The organism is Niallia oryzisoli (assembly GCF_036670025.1).
GTDB classification, from domain to species: Bacteria; Bacillota; Bacilli; order Bacillales; family Cytobacillaceae; genus Bacillus_BD; species Bacillus_BD oryzisoli.
The window spans coordinates 5,214,894-5,237,729 of the sequence record NZ_CP137640.1 but is presented as its reverse complement, the minus strand read 5'-3'; the positions used below and the strand labels follow the sequence as shown (position 1 = coordinate 5,237,729).

The 22,836-nt window shown below is 37.1% G+C and carries 21 protein-coding genes; 11 read left to right on the top strand and 10 right to left on the bottom strand.

Features of this window, described 5'->3' with window-relative positions; all coding sequences use genetic code 11:
* Window positions 1-65: 65 nt before the first annotated feature.
* The gene (locus R4Z09_RS26080; RefSeq protein ID WP_338449603.1) at window positions 66-401 is read right to left on the bottom strand and encodes a hypothetical protein; all 336 of its coding nucleotides are present in this window, start codon (window positions 399-401) and stop codon (window positions 66-68) included.
* Between the two features lie 257 nt (window positions 402-658).
* Between R4Z09_RS26080 and R4Z09_RS26075 the strand changes: the two genes are divergently transcribed.
* Window positions 659-1,021, top strand: a complete 363-nt coding sequence (locus tag R4Z09_RS26075; RefSeq protein ID WP_338449602.1) for a hypothetical protein — start codon at window positions 659-661, stop codon at window positions 1,019-1,021.
* Between the two features lie 63 nt (window positions 1,022-1,084).
* Here R4Z09_RS26075 and R4Z09_RS26070 read toward each other — a convergent pair whose 3' ends face one another.
* The gene (locus R4Z09_RS26070) at window positions 1,085-1,768 is read right to left on the bottom strand and encodes a class I SAM-dependent methyltransferase (protein ID WP_338449601.1); all 684 of its coding nucleotides are present in this window, start codon (window positions 1,766-1,768) and stop codon (window positions 1,085-1,087) included.
* A gap of 390 nt (window positions 1,769-2,158) precedes the next feature.
* Here R4Z09_RS26070 and R4Z09_RS26065 point away from each other — a divergent pair, with 390 nt between their 5' ends.
* The 4 genes from R4Z09_RS26065 (at window position 2,159) to R4Z09_RS26050 (ending at window position 10,682) form a co-directional block, all read left to right on the top strand.
* Window positions 2,159-6,103 (top strand): leucine-rich repeat domain-containing protein, encoded by a 3,945-nt coding sequence (locus R4Z09_RS26065; protein WP_338449600.1) that lies wholly within the window; start codon window positions 2,159-2,161, stop codon window positions 6,101-6,103.
* 88 nt (window positions 6,104-6,191) lie between these two features.
* Window positions 6,192-7,886, top strand: coding sequence for an S-layer homology domain-containing protein (locus R4Z09_RS26060; protein ID WP_338449599.1), 1,695 nt, complete (start codon window positions 6,192-6,194; stop codon window positions 7,884-7,886).
* A 188-nt stretch (window positions 7,887-8,074) separates the two neighbouring features.
* A complete protein-coding gene (locus tag R4Z09_RS26055) occupies window positions 8,075-8,767 on the top strand; it encodes a hypothetical protein (RefSeq protein WP_338449598.1) in 693 nt (230 codons plus the stop codon).
* 385 nt (window positions 8,768-9,152) lie between these two features.
* Window positions 9,153-10,682 (top strand): S-layer homology domain-containing protein, encoded by a 1,530-nt coding sequence (locus R4Z09_RS26050; protein ID WP_338453362.1) that lies wholly within the window; start codon window positions 9,153-9,155, stop codon window positions 10,680-10,682.
* Between the two features lie 101 nt (window positions 10,683-10,783).
* Here R4Z09_RS26050 and glsA read toward each other — a convergent pair whose 3' ends face one another.
* From glsA to R4Z09_RS26020, 6 genes are all read right to left on the bottom strand, one after another.
* Entirely contained in the window at window positions 10,784-11,713 is a 930-nt protein-coding gene (glsA, locus tag R4Z09_RS26045) for a glutaminase A (protein WP_338449597.1), read from the bottom strand.
* A 94-nt stretch (window positions 11,714-11,807) separates the two neighbouring features.
* On the bottom strand, window positions 11,808-11,996 hold the full coding sequence (locus R4Z09_RS26040; protein ID WP_338449596.1) for a hypothetical protein: 189 nt from the start codon (window positions 11,994-11,996) through the stop codon (window positions 11,808-11,810).
* A gap of 217 nt (window positions 11,997-12,213) precedes the next feature.
* Entirely contained in the window at window positions 12,214-13,257 is a 1,044-nt protein-coding gene (locus tag R4Z09_RS26035) for a PASTA domain-containing protein (RefSeq protein ID WP_338449595.1), read from the bottom strand.
* Between the two features lie 508 nt (window positions 13,258-13,765).
* Window positions 13,766-14,506, bottom strand: coding sequence for a TIGR02206 family membrane protein (locus tag R4Z09_RS26030; RefSeq protein ID WP_338449594.1), 741 nt, complete (start codon window positions 14,504-14,506; stop codon window positions 13,766-13,768).
* Between the two features lie 328 nt (window positions 14,507-14,834).
* On the bottom strand, window positions 14,835-15,890 hold the full coding sequence (locus tag R4Z09_RS26025; protein ID WP_338449593.1) for an FUSC family protein: 1,056 nt from the start codon (window positions 15,888-15,890) through the stop codon (window positions 14,835-14,837).
* A gap of 78 nt (window positions 15,891-15,968) precedes the next feature.
* Window positions 15,969-16,289: a hypothetical protein gene (locus R4Z09_RS26020; protein ID WP_338449592.1), complete on the bottom strand. Its 321-nt coding sequence runs from the start codon at window positions 16,287-16,289 to the stop codon at window positions 15,969-15,971.
* Between the two features lie 243 nt (window positions 16,290-16,532).
* On the opposite strand from R4Z09_RS26020, the gene R4Z09_RS26015 reads away from it, so the two are divergent.
* From R4Z09_RS26015 to R4Z09_RS26000, 4 genes are all read left to right on the top strand, one after another.
* Window positions 16,533-17,399 carry an SPFH domain-containing protein gene (locus R4Z09_RS26015; RefSeq protein WP_338449591.1) on the top strand — a complete coding sequence of 289 codons (867 nt, stop codon included), beginning with the start codon at window positions 16,533-16,535 and terminating at the stop codon, window positions 17,397-17,399.
* 14 nt (window positions 17,400-17,413) lie between these two features.
* Window positions 17,414-17,566 (top strand): hypothetical protein, encoded by a 153-nt coding sequence (locus tag R4Z09_RS26010; RefSeq protein WP_338449590.1) that lies wholly within the window; start codon window positions 17,414-17,416, stop codon window positions 17,564-17,566.
* Window positions 17,567-17,718: 152 nt separating this feature from the next.
* Window positions 17,719-18,123, top strand: coding sequence for a hypothetical protein (locus R4Z09_RS26005; RefSeq protein WP_338449589.1), 405 nt, complete (start codon window positions 17,719-17,721; stop codon window positions 18,121-18,123).
* A gap of 373 nt (window positions 18,124-18,496) precedes the next feature.
* Window positions 18,497-18,676: a hypothetical protein gene (locus tag R4Z09_RS26000; protein WP_338449588.1), complete on the top strand. Its 180-nt coding sequence runs from the start codon at window positions 18,497-18,499 to the stop codon at window positions 18,674-18,676.
* A gap of 252 nt (window positions 18,677-18,928) precedes the next feature.
* Here the strand turns inward: R4Z09_RS26000 and R4Z09_RS25995 are convergent, their stop codons facing one another.
* Window positions 18,929-19,447, bottom strand: coding sequence for a hypothetical protein (locus R4Z09_RS25995; protein WP_338449587.1), 519 nt, complete (start codon window positions 19,445-19,447; stop codon window positions 18,929-18,931).
* A gap of 241 nt (window positions 19,448-19,688) precedes the next feature.
* The gene (locus R4Z09_RS25990) at window positions 19,689-20,204 is read right to left on the bottom strand and encodes a hypothetical protein (RefSeq protein ID WP_338449586.1); all 516 of its coding nucleotides are present in this window, start codon (window positions 20,202-20,204) and stop codon (window positions 19,689-19,691) included.
* A gap of 431 nt (window positions 20,205-20,635) precedes the next feature.
* On the opposite strand from R4Z09_RS25990, the gene R4Z09_RS25985 reads away from it, so the two are divergent.
* Complete coding sequence (locus R4Z09_RS25985; RefSeq protein ID WP_338449585.1) at window positions 20,636-21,637, top strand: C40 family peptidase; 1,002 nt, start codon at window positions 20,636-20,638, stop codon at window positions 21,635-21,637.
* 211 nt (window positions 21,638-21,848) lie between these two features.
* The gene (locus R4Z09_RS25980; protein ID WP_338449584.1) at window positions 21,849-22,496 is read left to right on the top strand and encodes an acetate uptake transporter; all 648 of its coding nucleotides are present in this window, start codon (window positions 21,849-21,851) and stop codon (window positions 22,494-22,496) included.
* The last annotated feature ends 340 nt before the right edge of the window (window positions 22,497-22,836 follow it).

Here is a 22,836-nt window from a genome sequence, read left to right as displayed (position 1 = left end):
TGTTCGTTATATAGTTCTATCTTAACAACATTTTAAAGGGATTTAAATTAAAAATAAGTAAAAAGTTATATTTTTTCTATTTTCCTTTTATGATTTACCCAATTTTGTATGCCTTTATCCATCTTTAAAACTACTTTTTTTCCGAATGTAAAGGCAAATAGAAACAAAAGGATAATTACTAGGGTAAAAGTATCTAACTTTTGAAAATGGATATAATTCAATATGCCAATAATGATATGAGGAAAATAACCTGTGACGATAGCAACGGCCCCAGTAAGATAGAATTGAAGTGAGGAGTTAAGCCAGTATCTTGCATAGAGCATATAAAACGTTGCAATCCAAGCGGTTGTTTCAGAAACTATCAAAATTTGCCATTTGTAATCCAGTAATATACTAAGCATAAATGAGCCTTCTTTACTATAAGATAAAATAATGTTCATTATAACATATTGGCAAATTATTACCTGCAGGGACTACATTATTATATAAGTCATTTTACATGGCATAAAAAGCTTTATATTCTTACCGTTTATCATCAAATAACTTTACCGATCTCTTTTCCGTGCCTGTCTCAATACCAATTTCTTATCTTTTCAGTGTAACGCAAACAACAATCTAGGAATATTTTGTAATTGTATTGAAAAGAGGAGGTAATGAAATGCATCCAATGCAGCCACAGCCAAATATGATGTACGATGAAAGGGATCACCATCATCATCACGATCATCACCACGGTCATCATCATCACGATCATCATCATCATCATGAAAAGTGTAAAAAACATTTATATCAGTTTATTCAGATTGAATTAAAGGATGGCTCTGTGTATCAGGGGATTCTGCACAGCTATGACAAGGATAAGATATATCTAATTATGCCGAGTGTGACTCAAACGAATGTGACGATCCATTCAGAAGATGAAAGTCGACAGTTTTTTCCTTTCTTTGGACCGTTTGGATTATTTGGCTTTCCGTTCTTTGGAGTCAGAAGGTTTGGACCATTTTTCCCATTCTTTATTTAACTTAAAAGGATATGAAAAAGGCTTGCAGCTGATTGATCACTGCAAGCCTTTCTTATGAAAGCTCTATTTCGTACATGAAAATATTCCATAGTCAAAAGTCTGTTGATATTTTGCCATGATCATCAGATGTTGATAAAATACGCCGTAAAGTTCAGGTTCAATTGTGTCTGAGAATTGAATTTCAGGTAATGACTGAACTTGATTAATCGAATTTGTTTCATTACGAATCATGAGATTTTTAAAACCAGATTGCAAAAATAACTCCGCCCAATCCTTCTCAGTAAGGAGGGTATTGATACCGTAAAATTGTTTAATCTCTTCTTGGTTTGCAGTTGGAAGCTGTTTTCTTAAGGTAAGTTCATTTGCAATAAGCTTGCCCCCAATCTTTAATAAACGAAATACTTCCCTCAGTGCCTTTGGTTTATCAACAAATAGAAGAACAGATTCAGACAGTATAAAATCAAATGAACTTTCCTGTAACGGACATTGCTCAATCGAGGCTTGAATAATTTTCACCGGTAACCGGTGCTTCGTCATTCTTTCTTTGGCTTTTTCTATCATGATCGGATTGACATCCAGCCCCGTCACTTTTGCACCATATTGGGATGACAGGAATGCTGCTGTTTGTCCCGTACCACACCCAACATCTAAAATATGAGTAGTGCTGTTGATTTTCTCCGGCTCGAATATCTTCTTTGTCAGAGTAATTCCGCCAGGATGAGCACCACCAATACCAAACTTTGACAAGAAATCTAAATAACCCGAAGTCCCAATCAGAACCACCTACTTTAATAAACTTATGTATAAGATATGAAAATGAAACTAAAAAGGGACTAGGGACACATGCATCGACCCACTAATTGTCATTTGAAACGGTAATTATTATTATTAATTATAGCTTTAGGCCTGCCACAGGCATTATGAGAAAACGGCTATCTAGAATGGTTAGTTGTGTCTTTTTGTGTACAAAATTTTGTTTTTTTAGGCTAAAGAACCGTATTTCTTTAATGATATGGTAATATAAGACTATAATTCTATTATTATGAAGCTTTGAAACTATTTAATTTGTCTTAGGAGAGGAGTCATAAAAAAACGAAAGAAATCAAATTTATTTACAACAGGTATGGAGGAATTTTAATGCGGAAAAGGTTTGCTTTATTTTTAGTTATTGTTTTAATAACATCCCTTTTTACGAATCAGGCATTTGCGTTCGCTAATGAAGTGGATACTGAACAAACTGTTAAGGAAGAAACTAATAAGAGTGATGAAAGTATAAATCACGTAGTATCTGATAGTGAAACAAAAGATGAAAAGATCGTTTTTGAAGATTATGACTTAGAAATGGTTATTAGAGAACAGCTGCGTAAAATTAGTGGGGATCTTTTGAGAAGTGATGTAGAATCCATTACTAGTTTAGATGCAGGGTACAAAAATATTTCCTCACTAAAGGGGCTGCAATTTCTAACAAATTTAAAATCATTATATTTAGGTGGTAATAATATAAGTGATATTGAACCCTTAAGAAATTTAACAAATTTAGAACACTTAGATCTCGGATATAATAATATCAAAAATATTGAACCTCTTAGCAATCTGGTAAATTTATATTACTTAGATCTTGGTGGAAATAGGATTGAGGATATAGATTCATTAGGTGCGTTATTGAAATTAGAAAACCTATATCTACAGAAAAATTCATTAACTGATATTGGTTCTTTAGAATCCCTTATCAATCTTAAATACTTAGAATTAGGAAACAACTTAATTGAAGATATTTCTGCGTTAGTAAAAAACAGTAATAATGGAGGGTTGGGTAATTCCAAAGTTAACTTAAGCAACAACTTGTTGAAACTTTCACAAGGGACACAAAACGTTCTGGATATTCAGACTTTATTGGATAATGGTGTAAATGTAAGCTATATACCACAAAGAGAATTGGTTAAGGTAAGTGGTATAGAACTATATCCAGAAAACTTAACATTATCATTAAATCAAACATACTCTTTACACGCGGAGCCTAAACCTTATAATGCTACAAATAGAAATGTGAGCTGGACAAGTAGTAATAAAGCAGTTGCTACAATTAATGAGGATGGCTTAGTGACTGCTGTATCAGAAGGAGAGTCTATTATAACTGTAACAACTGATGATGGCGGATATAAAGACTCGATTAAGGTAAAAGTTTTTTCGGATGGAGTAGTGAATTTTCCCGATCCTAATTTAGAAGCTTTAATTAGGGAGAGAATTAATAAAGCAACAGGAGAGCTTCAAAAAAGCGATTTAGCGGAAATTAGAGATTTACAAGGGTACAACAGGAACATTTCAAATATACAAGGGATAGAGAATCTTGTTAATTTATATTCACTTGAATTAACAAACAACCAAATTGAAGATATTTCTCCATTAGAAACTTTATTAAACAATGGCGGATTACCAAAGTGGATAAATTTAAATGGGAATTATTTAAACATTAAGGAAGGGTCCGAGACTTTAAATATTATCCAAAATATAAAAGCCAAAGGTGTAGACGTTTATTATGAGTCACAAAAAACAAGAGCAACTGGTGTCCAAATAAATTCGAATTACGGAAAAATATCAACACTAGGCCTGGTAAAAGATAAATTCGCAGAGAAACAACTCTCTGCAACATTATTACCACAAAATGCTTATGTCAATTCGAAAATTATATGGACTAGCAGCAATGATGCAGTTGCTAAAGTTGACAATAATGGAACAGTTAAAGCCGTTTCTGAAGGAACAGCTACCATAACTGTTACAACTGAAGATGGCGGTCATCAGGATAGCATTGAAGTCACTGTTTATCCAGATGAGGTAGTCACTATTGAAGATAAGAATCTTGAAACCCTAATAAGAAATCAGGTAGGAAGGCTTGCTGGAGACATCAAAAGAAGTGACGTCCTGCCAGTTGAAACTTTGTCCTATCCATATTCAGATATCTCAAACTTAGAAGGATTAGAGAATTTTGTTAATCTTCAGGATCTCAATATAGGTGGGAATTCTATTAAGGATCTTAGCCAAATAAGTAATTTGATCAATCTATCTCAGCTAAATTTAAGTGATACTGGGCTTTCAGATATTAGCTCTTTAACAGGATTAAATAACCTCTCTTGGCTTAGATTATACGATAACAACATAAGAGATATCGGTCCTATTGCAACCATACCAAATCTATCTTATTTAGATGTAAGATGGAATAAACTCACAGATATTAGCACTTTCGCACAAAATGTAAACTATCAAAACACAACAAATCCTTTGGAATTCGATCTAAGCTACAACTATCTCGATCTATCAAAAGAATCTCAGAATGCTAAAGACATTCAGACATTACTTGACCATGGATTCAAGGTGACTTACTTGCCTCAAAATACACCAGACCCTTCTATAAAACCATTAGAGGTGTACAGTGTAGTCATTGATAATCAAGAGGGTGCCCGTCCGCAGGCTGGGATTAGTGATGCTGAATTGATTTATGAATTAGCTGTGGCTCCTGGTATTACAAGGTATTTAGCTTTATTCGATGCGTCAAAGGATATTGATAAGATTGGTCCAGTTCGTTCAGCTAGGAAGAGTTTAACTGATATTGCGGCTGGATATCGCGGGGCTTTTGCACATGCTGGCGGCAGTGGTGAATCATTATCCCTGATTCCAAATCTTCCAATCATGAATATAGATGAGATTTATGGCTCAGGTGAATACTTCTATCGTTCAAAAGATAGAGTTGCTCCGCATAATTTATATACAGATTCAAAGCGGTTAACAGATGCTATCCAAGATCGTGACGGTGATACGGGTGCGTTATCGACCAACCTGCTTCCAGTAGGATCCATTACAGGCGGCACAGATGCGAATAAAGTTGTTACGACTTTTAAAGGCCGTGCTTATGAAACTGCTTTTAACTGGGATGCTGAAGCAAAGCGATATACAAAATATGAAAATAACAAGAAGGTTGTAACAGAAGAGGATTCATCGATTCAGGTTAATAATGTAATCCAAATCTTTGTACCTCATACACAATACTATAGCAGTGAATGGCTGATTGATGTTGACATGATCGGAAGCGGTCCTGCTCATTACTATCGAGACGGTAAGGTTTGGAAAGGGTATTGGAAAAAGACTTCTTCAGAGGAGTCGATGGAATTTTATCTAGAAGACGACAGTAAAATGCAATTTACTGAAGGAAAAGCATGGGTATTAGTTGATGAGGCATTTTCAGATACCAATGTAACCCCTTCTACAGGACAAAATGATGTATCTACTGCATCTGCTATTGAAATTGAGTTTAATGAAAAGATTAAGGAAGGATCACTATATAAAGATATCCAACTTAAAAATCAGCTTAACCAGTCAATTGCAATCACGAAAACAATTGAAGGCAATCGATTAATCATTAAACCGAAAGAAAAACTTTTAAACAATCAATATTACACATTTATCATGCCGGAGGGTGCAGTTGAAAATACAAAGGGCATGAAAAGTACTGAAGTAAAAACGGAATTTAAAACAAAAGGTGAATATGATGCGAGTCTTGTATTAGGTAAGGGATGGAACTTGATTTCAACACCAAAACAAGTCGATGAATTTTCTATTTCAGAGGACGATGTGGATGGATGGTTATCTTTCGGATTGAAGGGAGAAACCAATACTTGGCTGAATGAACAGGAAGATGTTGTAAAAGAGCTTCAAAATCCGGCAAGTGCCGTATTTATCAAAGTAAATAAGGAAACAACAATTTACTTTAATTGGAAAACTGAAGTGTCACCTCAAGAGTCATTTGCCACAAAGACACTGACGTCTGGATGGAATTTAATTGGCGTTGGCACTGATAGTAATCTAAAAGATGTATTGAGTGATTTACGCTATGAAAATGGCAAAGGTTTAACAAGAATTTATGCACCTAATTTGTACAATAACAATAAACAGCGACCTTCTAACGGTTGGTGGCTAACAAATGTATTAGATCTTACAGAGTGGAACTATAATTATTCAATGAATTCCTATGACGGTTATTGGGTTTATTTAAAAGATACAGATGAAGTATATACAACAATCGTTGAATAACAATTGAAATGGTAAAACGGCAGAGATGGGAGCTATCCCTCTCTGTCATTTTCTAGCAACCTCAACTAAGAAAGGAACGGAATTATTAATGAAAAATAGATTTATTATTTTCCTGATTGGACTATTCCTATTTTGCCTTCCGCTTCAAACAGCTGCAGCTGAAGGGTCAATCCCTTCATTTCCCGCGTTAGCCTATGGGGATGTTACTATCAATCAGCAACCAGCCGCTGCAGGCATTGAAGTAACAGCAAAGGTTGATGGAAAAGTTGTGGGAAATATACTGATCAGTGAGCCGGGCAAATACGGCGGAGCTGGAACAAAATCCAAGCTTTTAATAACCGGAGACGGTTTTTCCGGAAAAAATGTCGAGTTTTACTTAACCGGTAAACAGGGTTCAATTGCTTTAAATCAAGTAAAAGCAAAAGAGGAACTTTATTGGGGAGCCGGGGAAGTGAAGAAAATAGATTTTAATGTAACAGTTGAAGAACCTGTTCAAAATCCACCAACCACTGGTGGAACTGGTGGCGGAGCAGTTCAGCCAGCACCTGGAAATAATCAAGATACGATAGTTGACGGTATCGCAGAGGACCTAGTCAGCGTTGATAATCAAAACGGAAAAGCGAACGTATCCTTCCTTGAATCAAAAGATCTTGGTTTAGAAAAAGAACAAGTTTTAACTGTAAAAATGACTGAGGATGTTGAAGAGCTAAATACGCAGCTAAGTTTAGGGATGCTGAATAGTATGAAAGCGAATGATAATACCTTACAAATTGAAACAAATCGAGCTACCTATAGCCTTCCTGTCAGTAAGCTAGATATCGATAACATTCTTGATCAATTTGGAGCTGGAACTGATCCAAACAAAATTCAAATGAATGTAAAAATAACCGAACCATCAGAAAGTGATATCCAGGTACTTGAACAGGTTGCCACAGAACATGAAGTAACCTTACTAGTAAAACCGATTTCTTTTACAATACAGGCGAAAGTTAATAATCAGTCGTTCGAAGTAAAGGATTTTAACGGATATGTTGAGAGAATGATTAAGCTGTCAAAGGATGTAGATGCCAGCAAGGTCACTACTGCAGTGGTCATTTCTCCAGATGGAACCATGAGTCATGTACCAACAAAGATTATTGAAAAGAACGGAGAATATTTCGTAGTTATTAATAGCAGAACAAATAGCTTTTACACAGTCATTCATAATGAAATAGGATTTCAAGATGTAGAAAATCATTGGTCTAAGGATTATATCAATAGTATGGCATCAAAGTTGATCATTAATGGTGTGGATGAAAATCACTTTGAACCAAATAGGAGCATTACGAGAGCGGAATTTGCCGCCATTATCAACAGAGCGTTGGGTTTAAAATACGAAGAAACTGATCAATCCTTCACTGATGTTCCAGAAACAAAATGGTACTATGAACCTGTTTTAACCTCCTATAAGTATGGGCTGATTAAAGGCTATCAAGAAGGTACTTTCCGACCTAATGATTCAATTACAAGAGAACAAGCTATGGCCATTATTGCACAGGCTATGAAGCTGACTGAGCTCAAGGTCACTATGGATGAAAAAACTGCGGCTAATGTTGTTGGGAAATTTACAGATTACCAATCGATCGGGGATTGGGCAACTCAATCAGTAGCGATAACAGTAAAAAATGGTGTTGTTGATGGATTTGCTGACAATAGTCTAAAACCAAAAAATCAGATTACAAGAGCAGAAGCAGCTAAGATGATTCATAATACGCTAGTAAGTACTGATTTAATAACAAAATAGTGTTTAAGAATTTAAGGAGATAGGTAATAAGGGGACTTGTTACGATGTTCTCTTAATTTTGTAATTCATATAATTAATAAAAGTAGCTCTGTGGAGAGTTAATCTTAGCAGGGCTTTTTTATTTTTTTCAACATATTAAACAGCTTTACCAAATATTAAAAAATAGGGAAAAGGGGAGAAAGTGTTTAATGATAAGAAAATTTGGTTTGTTTTTATCTTTAATCATGGCGGTAGCCCTGATAACAGCGTGCAGCAGTGAACAAAAGGAAGGCACAACAACTGCTAGTAAGGAAGAGGCTGTGAATTCAGGAACAGAAGAAAATGAAGCATCATCTGATAAATCTTATGAAACTGGTAAAACTGAAGCCGGTACAGAAAAACAAGAGCAATTAAAAAAAGATAGTGATGAGCAATCAACAAGTGAAAGTAACAACGACACTAATACCACTGTATCCGATTCAGAAAACGGAAACACAGTACAAGGCGAAACGATTATTAGCACAGATTTGATGAATAATATTGGAGAAACCTTACATCTAGGCTATACACCAGAGCAGTTAAAACAAGAATTTGGCGAACCAGATTCGGTAAAAACAACAATGAGTGAAATGATGTTATATTATAGTGATGCGGTTTATACGGTTTCTAGAACGACAAATCAAGTTCATCTAGTCAGTGTTCAGGAAGGGAAAGCCTCTTCATTTTATGAGAATGTTAGCGATGTGATAAGTACATACTCTGAATCTGGAAATTGGCAATTAAACGAGGAAATTTATGATGATGAATACCATTTAGTCGTTCAAAATTCGGAGTTCTATATGGTTTTTGTATCAGATCCTTCTGCAAGTAAAATAAAATCGTTTTGGGTGCAAGAAGTGTAGATTTATAACCCTTCGTCGGTCATCAAATATATATGGATGACAATTGAAGAAGAATTAAACAATAGAAGCAGAGGGACGGTTCTTCTGCTTCCAAAGTTGGGTATAACACTATCAATCTAATAAGTAGATCAAACATAATGTGGCGAGGATAGTCAGCTTAATGAGACTATTCTCGCCTTTTTCAGTATAAGGTCTTCCGCCGAAGCGGTATCCTGCTTAGGGAAATTAGTAAAAATGAGGCGATAAAGGGCTTGTTTCAAACTAAAGCCATAAATTACTATATCGATAGTACTAAAGTTTTTTAAACATTTTGTAATATGGTATAATGTTCCTGTATTTCTATAAAAATAGTATGTTATTAGTAAGGGAGAGGAAAGAAATTTTGGTGAAAAAATATGTATCTCTGTTTTTTGGTGTTTTATTAACACTTGTGTTATTCGTCCCATCAGCAAGTGCTGCGTCATTTAAGGACGTACCTGCTAATCATCTTTTTTTCGATGAAATTGACTATTTATCCAACTCGAATGTGATTACAGGTTATAAGGATGGCCGTTTTGGTCCAGAAGATAAAGTAACTCGTGCTGCAGCTGCAACGATGATTGGGCGTGCACTTGGGCTAGATGGTAAGCAAAGAGCAACAATTTTTACAGATGTGAATTCTGCTAATTTTGCATCCGGATACATAACATCTGCAGTTGAGTGGGGAATTATTAATGGCTTCCCAGATGGTACATTTCGCCCAAATGCCACGTTAACACGGGGGCAAATGGCTATTTTAATCGATCGGGCATTCAAACTAAGTGAAACATCGGATATCCGTTTTTATGATGTGTCTTCTACTTCAAGTGCCTATCAATCTATTTATAAAATTGTAGAGGCAGGTATCACGAATGGTTATACAGATGGAACATTCAAGCCTAATCTTGATATGACCAGAGCTCAGTTTTCAGCATTTTTAGCAAGGGCACTTGATGATCGCTTTAAGGTAAGCCCGCCGGTTATTCCAGATCCAGTAAATTGGGATGGAGAATGGAAAAGAGAGGATTTTGCTAATCCTGGACTTTTAACAATAACAAATAGCAATTCATCCTCATTGCATTTCTCCTTAAATGTAACAAGTGGTGCCAATGTCGGTTGGATTGAAGGAAATGCCCAAATTCAGGGCACGACAGCACAATACAATGATACAGATTCAAGTTGTAAATTGATCTTCACTCATAACGGGGAATCAATCCAGGTAGAACAAACAATGGATTGTTACCAGTATGGAGGAATGGGAACCTATTTTGACGGGGACTTCACAGGTAATCCAGCTGATACTCAACCATCGCTATATCCTAGAGTCCTTGAATCTCAATCCTTAGATGAGGAATTTCGTCAAATGACTGGTGCTGATTATCAGGACTTTGTAAATAGTATGCAATTGATTAATGGCGAGGAACTTTATGATTCCGAAGTGAACGGTAAAGTAATCACTGGTGCAGTTAGAGGACTGTATACGATCATGGAAGGAATCGTCATTATTGGAGATGATGGAAACCTTTATGGCGCCGTAATCAAAGACGGTGATACTGTCCATTATTATACAACCAATCCTGCCTATAAAAATAAGCTTCCAGAGTCTATCGCTGATTGGAAGGCAGACTTTGACAGTTATCCGGTAAAATACTTTTATTCAGGAGTTGAACAGACACCACAAGGAGTTACTCCGGAACAGGCAGAACAAATCATTCGACAGGCACTGCAAGTCCCTCATTCAGCAAGTGTAGTATATGATTATGATGATGGGGATTATTATGTTATTCATGTTTATGATGTAGTGAAGGATGATGTATCAAGCCATAACGTAACTCGCGGATGGTACGCAGTAAACAAGAATACTGGCGAATGGTTTGATTATATGAATTCATTTTAAGCTGGATAGGACTCTAATAGAGGATATTTAGTTGAAGTAAGGTAGTGAAAAGGACTGCTGATAAAGGAGCTTTTAGTAACCTTTTCACTACCCTGAAATTTTCAAAACATACTCAGATTATACTTATTAGACAACAGCTCCAACAACCTTATCCCCGCAATACTATTCCCTCGATCATCCAAAGCCGGACCAAACACACCAATCCCAAACTTACCCGGCACAGCTCCCATAATCCCTCCGGAAACCCCGCTTTTAGCAGGAATCCCTATCTTAATCGCAAATTCACCAGAAGCATTATACATCCCGCAAGTGACCATAAAGGTTTTACAAATCCGTGCAATTTCCTTAGGAATTATGTGGTTCCCGTTTATAGGATCAGTACCGTCCATGGCAAACACCAGACCAATCCTTGCTAAATCCAGACAATTCATTTCGATGGCACATTGCTTCGTATATAAATCCATCAGCTTCTCTACGTCCTCATCGATAATCCCATGCTGTTTTAAAAAATAACTTAAAGCACGGTTTAAATCTGCTGATTCGAATTCTGATTGAGCCACTTCCTTGCTGTACCCAATGTCAGGATTATCAGCCATTGACTGAATAAAGCTGATTAGACGTTGAAACCTTTCCACCACATTGCTTCCTTTAATCATATGGGTTACAGCTAATGCTCCTGCATTGATCATTGGATTTAATGGTTTGGCAACGTCCATTGTTTCCAGCTTTGCAATTGAATTATAGGGGTCACCTGTCGGCTCCATTCCGACATGTTGAAACACATATTCACAGCCTCTGTCCATTAGTACGAATGCCAAGCTGATTACCTTTGAAATACTTTGAAGTGTAAACTTCCTTTCGATATCACCGGCAGAGATACAGTTACTATCAGGATAATGAATGGCAACGGATAAATTATTCGGATCCGCTTTGCCGAGGGCAGGAATATAATCGGCAACCTTTCCGTCTTTTGTAACTTTCCTTGCTTCATTCACGAGAGTGTTTAGCTCATCATTTGATTGACAATACATTGTTATCACCATCTTTTAACAGACTATGGGCTCTACTTAACACAGCAATAGGGCCTAGGTTCTCTAAGGAATGAGAGACGGTTTAACTCCGATTTTACGATTCAAGCAAATGCTGCTGGGACGAGGTATTTTTCTTGATTCGGCGAACCATATATTCCGATTGTAAAAGCATGGCAATTATAAATATAGGTATAGAAATGGCGATAAATTTTCTGTGCCAATCCAGATTTCTTTTCAACACGATTCCTGAAGCAAAAAGATTCATTAATAATCTCACTAACATGCGATCACTCCTTCAGAGATTAGATTTAACTATAATAAGAAATACCATTCGTTTAAAATGGGGGTTCTTGTTCATTTTTTCAAATAGGGAGAATAATGAAACATGCTGTTTTTATGAAGCAAAGGGGAGGTTCTGCTGCTTCCGTTTGGGGTGAAAGCAAAAGCTGCAGAGAAATTTTATAAATAAAAAAAGGGGGCTGCATTGCCCCCTTCCTCTTTTACCTAGCTTTATCCAATATTTCGTTCACTACATCATCAACCGTAATTTCATCAAAGAAGAAGGACTCTCCGCTTAGATTTTCGGTAATGATTTCTCCGGCTCCATTTTGCACGTTAATGTCAGGTGTGAAGAAGAAATCGTGGATTTGGTTGTAGGCTTCATCTGTGTTTAAGTAGAACGGGATATCAAAGCCTTGTGCCATTAGTTTTTCCTTCACGGTAAACTCGGTCGATTCATCAATGATTCCAATTACTTCAATATCGTTTTCGTTGAATTTAGCTAAGTTACTATTCAAGTTGACTAATAGGTTTTCTTCACCCTCATCAATTTGTTGGAGTTGGGATTCTGCATTAAAGTAGACAAAGACAAAGATTTGGTCTTTTCTGCCGTCAATAACATCCTTGACTTCTCTTGTTTCCATATTCTCTAATGTTAGCTCTTCTGCTGTCCCGCCGCTTACATAGATATCAATTGGTGTTTCGCTTGTAGCCAATTCACCGTATGCAGGCTTTGTTTCAATGACTTCACCTTTGGGAATCTCCTTATGGTCCATCTCAATGATTTCCCCAATAGTAAATCCTTTTTCTGTTAAAATGGATTCGGTAGTCTCAACATCTTCTCCTTCTACGAAAGGAACTTCTATTTTTTCAGCATCTTTTTGTTCGGATTCCTCTGTTCCTGCTGTCTCAACAATCGGTGTACTCTCGGCTGCTGTGTTATCCGTTTCTGTCGCAGAGCCGTTTCCGGCAATAGCTGCGAATAATCCGCCGGCAGCAACGATCCAGAATCCAATTTTATAGACGGCACCTAAAATACCTAACGCCAATCCTGTTACAGCCATTTTTCTTCTGAACTTTTTTCTCATCCCAATGAATCCAAAAATGATTGCTAATAACCAAACGGGGATCATAAACCAGCCTATGTATGGGATAAATCCTACTACTACTCCAATAATTCCTAATACTAATGCGGTGACAGCACTTCCGTTCGATTTTGTTTCAACTAAAATCGTCCGGCTTTCTTTTTCTGTATTTGTTTCCAATTGACTACTCCTTTTCAACCGTTGTCTGTGTCTTTTAATTCATTTGGTTTTGTTTCACCAGCTGCCGTTTCTGAATTATTACTGGACCCTGCAGCAATGAAAATAATTATAGAAATAAGTAATAGTGTATCGTTTCTCAGTTTCCTCCCTTATAATTCTTTTATCCTTTCAAATTGAAAAACATTTGAACTTACTTTAGAAGCTTCAATCACATGATACTTTAGTAGTTAGTCCATGAATAGGTAATGGGTAATATGGATAAGTATGTTTTTAATTTGAAAATAGTGCAAGGTAAGATAATTTTACCATAATAGCTATAAAAAAATGATGAAATATGCTTAAGATAGGGGCGTTTGTGGTGCTTTTGTATCTAAAATCTGAAGACTAGGGTAACGTCACTGTGACAACCCGAGTTATGTCGTATTTTGTGGAATAGCAGACAAATAATATTAAAAAGCTATGTAGACAATTACTATCTACATAGCTTTTTAATATTTACCAACCAAACTCACGCCACCGGAGATCGCGAATGATCCTTATGATGCTCTTTTTCCCACTTCCGAAAAATAAGCCATGCAATCAGGCTCAAGACAACCAACAGTCCCTCCAAAGATAAAATATACCAAGGGTAGGGGCCGAGCGCGTCAAAAAGACTTGGACCTTTAGGTTTATGACGTAAAAACCAGTAGTTCCCGTTTGTCCACTTATTTATGGCTAAAATGACAGGGAGTAGAAGATTGATAAAGACAATTAATTTGATAACAGAACGAAAGGTTGGATGATATCCTTTTACCCAAGTAAAATATAAGGTTACCCAAACGACCATGATGTGCGCATAGAAGAAATGAAAAAATCGAAAGTGAGGAAAATCGTATGATAGGGCAGGTGTTAAGATCGCTTGTGAAGCACCTAATAAAGCTGTAAAGAATAAAATTTCAAAGACTAATTTTTTCTTCGTTAGGAGTAAAATAACACATAAGATGAGGCTGATGTTGCAAAGTTCTAACGGAAGGGAACGGCTAAATTTCCAGTCATGATTCACGTACATCCATACGTGATAGGTGATTTCAAATAATATCAACGAGAGGGCCGCACTGATTTCAATTTTTCTCCAGATTCCAGACTTCATTTTCTTTCGATTTAGGAAAATAGCGACTGTAATAATGAGAAAAATAGCTACTACAATTAGATGACTTCGGGAAAACATATCAAAATCGAATGACTTACTGCTGTTGCCAAACCACTCCATTTTTTTCCACCCCTAGTATTATTATAGCATGTCGACGAAATGTCAGATAACTTGTTCTAAATATTAAAGCTGAAATAGAGTTGCCGAAATGTTGATAGAGTTTTAAGTCGTATTTTTATAATATGAAAGAAAATGATTCATGATGTATCTATTTTTGAATATTTGAATGGGTCGGAGGGACAGGCACCGCCTCCCAGTTTGTGATAGAAGGAAAAGGACACTTGAGACAGCGCTTTGTGGTGATATAATGATAAACCCCGAAGTGTTTCATTACTTCAGGGCTTTTCGAATAATGTTATTAAATTTCTTGGAACAAGAGAGCCAGCCATTACGATTTGTTGAGTTCACGCGTTTCCGTGGCTCTCTCCTTATAAGCCATAAACTGCTCCACCAGTTGATCGAGACGGTCAATTTGGTAAGCATAATTATAAATGGACGTACCAATAATCGTAAGCTGGATTTTATGATGGTCCTGATAAGCGGCTATTACTTTTTCTAAAAAAATCGTTGTATCCTTCAGCCTGTCCTCATCCTGTCTTGGATCATCCATCTTAATGATTCCGTCGTATTTTAGCAAAAAGAGCTCATGGTATTTGATTAGCAGTTCTAATTGCTGATCAAATAACCGGTTATCCTCCTCAGTCGGCTTGCTTTTAAAATAGAAAGAGTCAATATCCTCCAGCACGATAAATCCCTGCTGCAGCGATTTAAACATTTGTCTAAAGACGACAATTTCACGTAGGTCCAGCTGATTGAGTTTGGCCATTTTTTCACGTTCTTCATCAAACAAGCGATACTGCTCCTCTAATTTTAAAATATCCTTTTCCAGCTGCCGCATTTGCTCATGGAACGATTTCTCGGTCATTTCATCCGAGATGGCTGTCCGCATCAAGATCGACATATTTTGAAACACACTGTTAACTTTTTCGATATACATTTTCTTATAATTTGGCGGTGAGATGAAAATATTTACGACTAAGGCTGAGGCCATTCCAATAAAGGTCAGCGCAAAACGCTGTAAGGCAAACATCCAGTCTTCATCACCAGGCGCACTCATGACTGCAAGAACGGTTACAAGTGTAAGAGAGATGGTTTCCGCCATTTTGAATTTAACGGACATGCCAATCACAATGATCATGACCAGGCCGATTGAAATCGGATCGTTGCCAAGTAAATATAAGCCAAGCATAGCAAAGAAGGCGCCCAGAATATTCGTTTTCACCTGATCCCCAACCTGCTTCCATGTCCGATAAATGGACGGCTGGAGTGTAAAGATTGCCGCCATGCCGGCAAAAACGGCTGATTCTAGTTTTAATACGGAACATATGTATAATGCCAGCGTAACAGCAATTCCTGTTTTAATGACGCGCGGTCCTATTTTCACAGTTCGAAACTTCTCCTTTATATACCGATTTCGTTCATTTCATTATACTCGGTATAGGTTCCTCTTTAGATAAAATTTTTATTTTAAAAATCCTGTTAAGTATTGATATATTTCAACTAATTCCTGCTCTTTCCCAACAATGCAATTAGGATATTGTTTCACTTCTGCGATGCTGGATAATTTAAAATCATTCGGTGTAGGAAGGCCGGATGCACAAATGACTAAGTAATCAGCAAAGAAAATTAATCCTGTTAATGCTGATGTTTTGATCGACATCTGTCCCATCGTTCTTCCAGTTAATAATCCCTTCATTGCACTTTTTCCACCGGTTCTTTCGATGATGATTCTATTCTCATCAACCATCACTTTTGTGCCGGATTTTAACTCGAATGTCTTCATACCTGATCTCCTCCTATTTTTTACTATAGAGGATAAGGTTTCTGCTAGCAATTAAAATGGTGGGACATGGTGGCGCTGAGTTCATTACTAGAATTAAGTTGGACGTGGTAGCCCTGAAATATGGGTGGGTCGCGGTGCCTGTCCCCTTGACCCAAAATGAAATTAGGCTTTTTATTCCTTCACATTTCGATATTAAAGTGATATCATATTAGTATCAAGGAAATATCACAAGGAGTGATAGATATGAAGGAAAAAGAGATGTTTAAATGGAATGGTTTTGTTGGTTTGTTTATCGTGCTGGTGTTGATCGTCGGACTCGTATTTTCGGCTAGATCCTTTTTTATAACTGAAAGCCCTAGTTCATTTGTTTTAGGAGTCATTCTTTTGTTAGTGTTACTCATTTCCCTTACTGGATTTACGATTATTCAGCCGAACCAGTCGAAGGTATTTACGTTGTTCGGTAATTATTTGGGTGTTATTAAAAAGGAAGGCTTTTGGTTCACGGTTCCTTTTACATCGCGAAGAACGGTTTCCTTACGTGTCATCAACTTTAACAGCGATCGATTGAAGGTAAATGATCTTGAGGGAAATCCGATTGAAATTGCAGCAGTCGTTGTTTATAAGGTGTTTGATACAGCAAAGGCGGTTTTTGATGTAGAGGATTACAAGGAATTTGTTCATACCCAAAGTGAAACTGGTCTACGACATATTGCCAGTCAGTACCCTTATGATAATTTTAACAACGATTATGAAATTTCATTGCGTCAGCATTCAGATGAAGTAGGGGATGTCCTGACTCAAGATTTACAAAGAAGATTACAGGTCGCAGGCGTGGAAATCATTGAAGCAAGAATTATGCATTTAGCCTACTCAAGTGAGATTGCTCATTCAATGCTGCAGAGACAGCAGGCAAGGGCAGTTCTCGCGGCACGGAAGGTGATTGTGGACGGGGCTGTCTCCATGGTAAAATCAGCTATTGACCAGCTAAGCAACGAGCAGATTGTTGAGCTGGATGAAGAGAAAAAGGCACAAATGGTGAATAATTTAATGGTGGCGTTAGTATCCGAAAAAGGAAATCAGCCGATTATTAATACAGGAACCATTTATTAAGGTTGTGAATCAATGTGGCTGAGAAAAAACGATTTTTGCTTCGAATCGACCAAAAGACATACGATGCCCTTGAAAAATGGGCAAGTGATGAACTTCGAAGCGTCAACGCACAAATCGAACTATTACTAAAAAAGGCGCTAAAAGAAGCAGGAAGAAACAAAGAATAAAGGAAGCAAAGGGACAGTTCTTTTGGAAGCAGGGGGACGGTTCTTTTGCTTCCTTTTTTAGGAAGGACATAGGGAAAGATAGGTTTTTTTGTCCTGTTTTTTCATAAAAAGCATTAAATGCTACCATGGAGACAAGGAGATGAGAAGGTGGTATGCGCAAATTTTTATATTGGTTCATCCAACTAACCTGGGGATTACCGTTAAATCTAATCGGAGCGGCTATTGCATTTGTGTTGCTATGCCGGGGATACAAACTGAAAACATTTGGCTATGCCGTCTATTTTGAAGTCGCCAGAAATTGGGGTGGAGTGAACTTCGGAGGTTTCTTCTTTGTCCAGAAAAACGCTAATACGCAGTTAAAGTCCCACGAATACGGACATGGTTTCCAAAACTTACTGTTAGGCCCGCTTATGCCTTTTCTCGTAACCATCCCATCGGCAGTAAGATATCATCACCGAAACTACTTAAAAGCAAAGGGTTATTCCTTACCGCCTTATGAGCAATTCTGGTGTGAGGGCTGGGCAACAAGACTGGGAATAAAATATTACAAAGGTTGATAAGCGGGCGAGGAAAGCTGTTCCTCTGTCCAGGCTATTTTTTCATTATGTTGAAAAAACGAAAATGAAAATGGAAAAATAGTAAAACAATCACTAGTACCATGAAATATAAGATAAGTATCCACATATTATCTTGGATCCATAACGATAGTGGATTCCACCCAGCGAGTTTTCTATCTTATACATACTAAAATTATGAGCACAAAAACATAACGATAAGGGCAATATAGTTGCCCTTATAATAAACAGCAGGAGCAAATTCAAATCCAGATTTGCTGAGGTAGACTCAGAGATAACCAAAATCGACTTGATTCAGAGAGAAAAGACACTTTTCTCTAGAAAGTTTTATTTTTTAAAGGAAAGCGATTTTGAGATGTCGAGCGGACATTATTTCCCGGAAAATGACACCATTCGATATGATTTGAGTTTTTCTAAAGAAGTGAAAGGGAAGCAGATTTATGACAGCTTTGGGTTCACAGGTAAGGAGCTGCAGTTGGAATATTTCTATTATCAGCCAGCCGATTCTTCAGATGGCCTTTTCCCGCCAAGGTGAGGAAGGAACATGAAATAATTTACTTGGTGGAATTCTAGGTGATATTCTTGGCGAAATTGCCGAAGATATTCTCGGTAGACAAAAATAAGGTCAACTGGTTTGTTATTTATTGCTTGTGATTGGAATTTGTCAATAGTAGCTCTGTTGAAGGTGAAGCCTCTGCAGGGCTATTATTTTAATGAATGAAAAAAAGGAAAGTGAAAGTAAAGATGTTTTAGGACTTTGAAAGGCAGTTAAGTTCCCTGCTTTATTTTACAAATGATGCCCTGAAGGTGAATAGGGCTTGCTTTCCTTCTCCTTTATCTCCTTTACAGCCTGCTTGACAAAATTCAATTGCTCGGCAAATTGCTCTTCATGGTTTTGAAAGTATTTAAATGACCTGTACGCTGTTAATAATAGAAGCTTTGAAATTTCCTCAACAAATTTGTTGTATTCTTCACATTCGATAAAATAAATCAATGACTTGCTGTGAACAATGGAAGGGTCACTCAAATTTCTATGTAGGATTTGTTTTCTTTCATCTAGTGGAGAAATACGCTGCCCAACTGGTCTGTTCTTCCCTAAGGATGTCCCAAGGAGCAACGAGGAGTCAAAAATGAGATTCCCGTTATCATATACCCGGGCAATGATTTCAATTTCATCACATTTTTCAACCAACGCTTTGTCGGTAGGCCCAATCTGACAAAATAACTTTAACTGTCCATCAGCTTTATAACAAAGCTGTTTAATTTGTTTTACCGTACCTTCTTGTGGATTGTAAAATGTTAACATATCGCTCCTCCTTTATGAAAAGTATATTTTTGAATATTTAATAAATTCTTCATAAACTAGAGACTTCCTACATAAACAATTAATCAAATAACTGCTTTTTTCGTCAAAAAAGGAGAGGCTGTCCCATAATGTGTCAGGTATCCACCATTTATTGGAGTATCCATTGCCAATTTACGCAAAGTGATACTTGATATGGTGTAGTGGTGTCTGACACTTTTGTTTTGGGACAGCCTCTTATGAATTATGAGATAAAAATATGAAATACACCGATTAAACAAGCGAGCACCATTAACGTGGTATGAATGGTTCGAACCTTTCGTGTTGATTTGTTTTTAGCTAAATAAACTCCTAATAATGCAGCGACTGCCATGAAAATAATTGACCCCAAGCCAATCATACCTTCCAATTCCAATTCGCCTTCATTAATAAACATGAGAATTCCGTGTGCTAAGATTGCTGCCAATACCAAAATGCCAATCATAATATGAGATTTTCCAAGTGTTTTTGAAAAGGATATAATCAGCTGCTTTGCACTTGGAAGTGTTTTGATTATTACTTTTGTCGATCTTCTGATTGGCAGCAGTAATCCGGCACTCCCCATTAGAATGGCCGTTCTCCAACCAGCCATTTTACCGATTTCTTCATAAGACCCTTCATCCTCATCATGTCCCTCACCATGCTCACTATAGTGTTCATATTCTCGGTCATCAAAATCGTCAGCTGAAACAAGGTTATTTGCAACAAAATCAAAACTCATGAGCTAGACAAAAAGAATCGCAATGAATAGTTGAATAGATTTCATAAGGGAAAACATCCTTTCTATTTAAAAGAATTATAATTTTTAGAGTAAAGGATGTTCCTGAAAAATAACTGATAAGAACGGACTGGGTTTTCTTTTTCAAGCAGTAATTTAAATTTGGAAGCAGAAGAACCGTCCCCATGCTTCCTGGAAGAAAGTATCTGTATATACAACAGCTTGTTTAATGAAAATAGAAAGCGCTTTACTGCAGGGTTTTCGACGTATCTATTGAAGAAATATTATAATCTTGTGAATATTCATGTGGTCTTGTAATGAAATAGTAAAATAAAAACATATTTTTATCTGGTAGAATAGGGTTACAGAAACATTTAAACCATATTTTGATAATTTTAGAGATAATTTGATAGAAAATGTTATGAGGTGGCAGTATGAGACAGCGTTTTACACGTATTTTAATGATTGGACTTTTTTTAGCACTTCTTCCCTTTCAGTCTGTTTCGGCAGCGGGAACACAGCAGGAAGATGTAATAAGAATTGCTAAATCATACATAGGAGTTCCGTATAAATACGGGGGCACGACTCCAAGCGGGTTTGATTGCTCCGGATTCATACTCTTTGTTTTTGAAAAAGTAGGAATTAATTTGCCAAGAGTTTCGGCTGATCAATACAATGCTGGAACAAAGGTTTCCAAAGCGGATTTACAGCCGGGAGATTTAGTATTTTTTGAGAAAACCTATAATAAAGCCGGCATTACTCATTCAGGCGTCTATATTGGTAATAATGAATTTATCAGTGCTACGAGTAGTAAGGGAATCAAAATTGATTCATTGAGCAGTACCTATTGGGGACCAAAATATTATGGCGCAACACGCGTTATTACAGGTAGTCCCTCTGGAGAATTCAATGACGTATACACAAGCAGCCCATCTTATACCGCCATTGCAACGTTAACTAAGCAAGGGGTTATTCAAGGGTTTGGTGACGGTACCTTCCGTCCGGATGCAAATGTAACACGTGGACAAGCTGCTGCGATTATTAACAGAGTATTAAACAAGCAGCCAGCAAGCCTGAATTATTTTAGCGATGTACCGGAAACAAACAGATTTGCAAAAGATATTGCTGTCATCAAAGAACTTGGTATTATTGACGGTTTTCCGGATGGAACGTTTCGTCCAAATGACAACATGACTAAAGCACAAATGGCAGTGATTGTTGAAAGAGCGTTTAACTTACAGGACAAAGCATTTGCCGCAGCATCCAGTCATCCATATAGCGATGTTGGTCCTGATTACTGGGCTCATGACGCAATAGTTACCATGAGCAAAATCGACACCACAACCGTATTTGCCGGCGACCGCTACTACGCAACAAGCCAGGCATCACGCTCCATCTACACCACAGCCATCTACAATGCAATGAACGTCAAATAGAAGCAAAAGAACCGTCCCCGTGCTCCGGAAGCATGGGGACGGTTCTTTTGCTTATTAATTTAAAAATGGTGCATCTTACTTTGTAAAACTGGTAACTAGAGTCATTTATTTGTCAATCTCACCAGGGAAATGTCGTTTTTAGCTATCGACAAACGAAGTAGATTTATGTATCCTTAGGAAGCATATAACTAAGGAGGAATTTGGCATCATTATGAATAATCAAAATTATACTTCGGTAAAAGTAACAGTAGCAGATCCATCAGCACTTGGTCTTTTTGGTTTGGCGATGGTAACGCTTGTTGCATCATCCCAAAAATTAGGCTTAACTGAAGGAACATCCTTAATCCTTCCATGGGCTTTCTTTTTAGGCGGCATTGCTCAATTGATCGCAGGTTGGTTAGATTCAAAGCATAATAACGTATTTGGAACAACTGCTTTTAGTGCATTCGGATTGTTTTGGTTCGGTGTCGGTACAACCTGGTTGGTTCAAATGGGCGCTTTCGGTGAAATTCTGCTGGCCAATGCAGACTCCAAACAACTTGGTGTTGCATTCATCGGTTATTTAATCTTCAGTGTATTTATGACCATTGGAGCTATGGAAACACATAAGGTATTATTCTTTATTTTTGTTTTAATAGACTGCTTATTTATTGGCTTATCTTTAAGTTCATTCCACATCGCATATGAATTTTCCCATATGTTCGCAGCCATCTCAGAACTTCTAATTGCCTTGCTGTCATTTTACGGCTCAGCGGCAGCTGTATTAAATGCGCACTTCGGCCAAGTCGTCCTGCCAGTCGGAAAACCGTTTGGTATCTTTATAAAACAAAATACAAAAGGGACAAGAAAAGCTGCATAAGAAGCAGGGGGACGGTTCTTATGCTTCCAAATCTTTGATTGGATACAGTTACTAACTCTGTAGAGAGAACTCTGCAGGGTTTTTTTTATATAAATAGGTTTTATTTCCTCATCATTTTCTCACGTAACAATACCTTTTTAGATTCGCACTACAATTAAGAATCAAATGGTTTATAGTTCCAGATGGAGAACATGTGAAGTGCGTGTAATTAAATAAAATGGCCTTGTAGAGAGAATTCTTAACAGGTTTTTTTTTGATTAAAAGGAAACAAGAGAACCGCCTGCTTCCATTATTTTTCTAAAGCCAAATAGAGAATGATAGTTTAAGATATTGATAGAAA

Coding starts and splice junctions, on each gene's coding strand:
- R4Z09_RS26080 (WP_338449603.1), bottom strand. CDS start 401: ATGCTTAGTATATTACTGGATTACAAATGGCAAATTTTGATAGTTTCT.
- R4Z09_RS26075 (WP_338449602.1), top strand. CDS start 659: ATGCATCCAATGCAGCCACAGCCAAATATGATGTACGATGAAAGGGAT.
- R4Z09_RS26065 (WP_338449600.1), top strand. CDS start 2,159: ATGCGGAAAAGGTTTGCTTTATTTTTAGTTATTGTTTTAATAACATCC.
- R4Z09_RS26060 (WP_338449599.1), top strand. CDS start 6,192: ATGAAAAATAGATTTATTATTTTCCTGATTGGACTATTCCTATTTTGC.
- R4Z09_RS26055 (WP_338449598.1), top strand. CDS start 8,075: ATGATAAGAAAATTTGGTTTGTTTTTATCTTTAATCATGGCGGTAGCC.
- glsA (WP_338449597.1), bottom strand. CDS start 11,713: ATGTATTGTCAATCAAATGATGAGCTAAACACTCTCGTGAATGAAGCA.
- R4Z09_RS26040 (WP_338449596.1), bottom strand. CDS start 11,996: ATGTTAGTGAGATTATTAATGAATCTTTTTGCTTCAGGAATCGTGTTG.
- R4Z09_RS26030 (WP_338449594.1), bottom strand. CDS start 14,506: ATGGAGTGGTTTGGCAACAGCAGTAAGTCATTCGATTTTGATATGTTT.
- R4Z09_RS26020 (WP_338449592.1), bottom strand. CDS start 16,289: ATGAAGACATTCGAGTTAAAATCCGGCACAAAAGTGATGGTTGATGAG.
- R4Z09_RS26015 (WP_338449591.1), top strand. CDS start 16,533: ATGAAGGAAAAAGAGATGTTTAAATGGAATGGTTTTGTTGGTTTGTTT.
- R4Z09_RS26005 (WP_338449589.1), top strand. CDS start 17,719: ATGCGCAAATTTTTATATTGGTTCATCCAACTAACCTGGGGATTACCG.
- R4Z09_RS26000 (WP_338449588.1), top strand. CDS start 18,497: ATGTCGAGCGGACATTATTTCCCGGAAAATGACACCATTCGATATGAT.
- R4Z09_RS25995 (WP_338449587.1), bottom strand. CDS start 19,447: ATGTTAACATTTTACAATCCACAAGAAGGTACGGTAAAACAAATTAAA.
- R4Z09_RS25990 (WP_338449586.1), bottom strand. CDS start 20,204: ATGAGTTTTGATTTTGTTGCAAATAACCTTGTTTCAGCTGACGATTTT.
- R4Z09_RS25985 (WP_338449585.1), top strand. CDS start 20,636: ATGAGACAGCGTTTTACACGTATTTTAATGATTGGACTTTTTTTAGCA.
- R4Z09_RS25980 (WP_338449584.1), top strand. CDS start 21,849: ATGAATAATCAAAATTATACTTCGGTAAAAGTAACAGTAGCAGATCCA.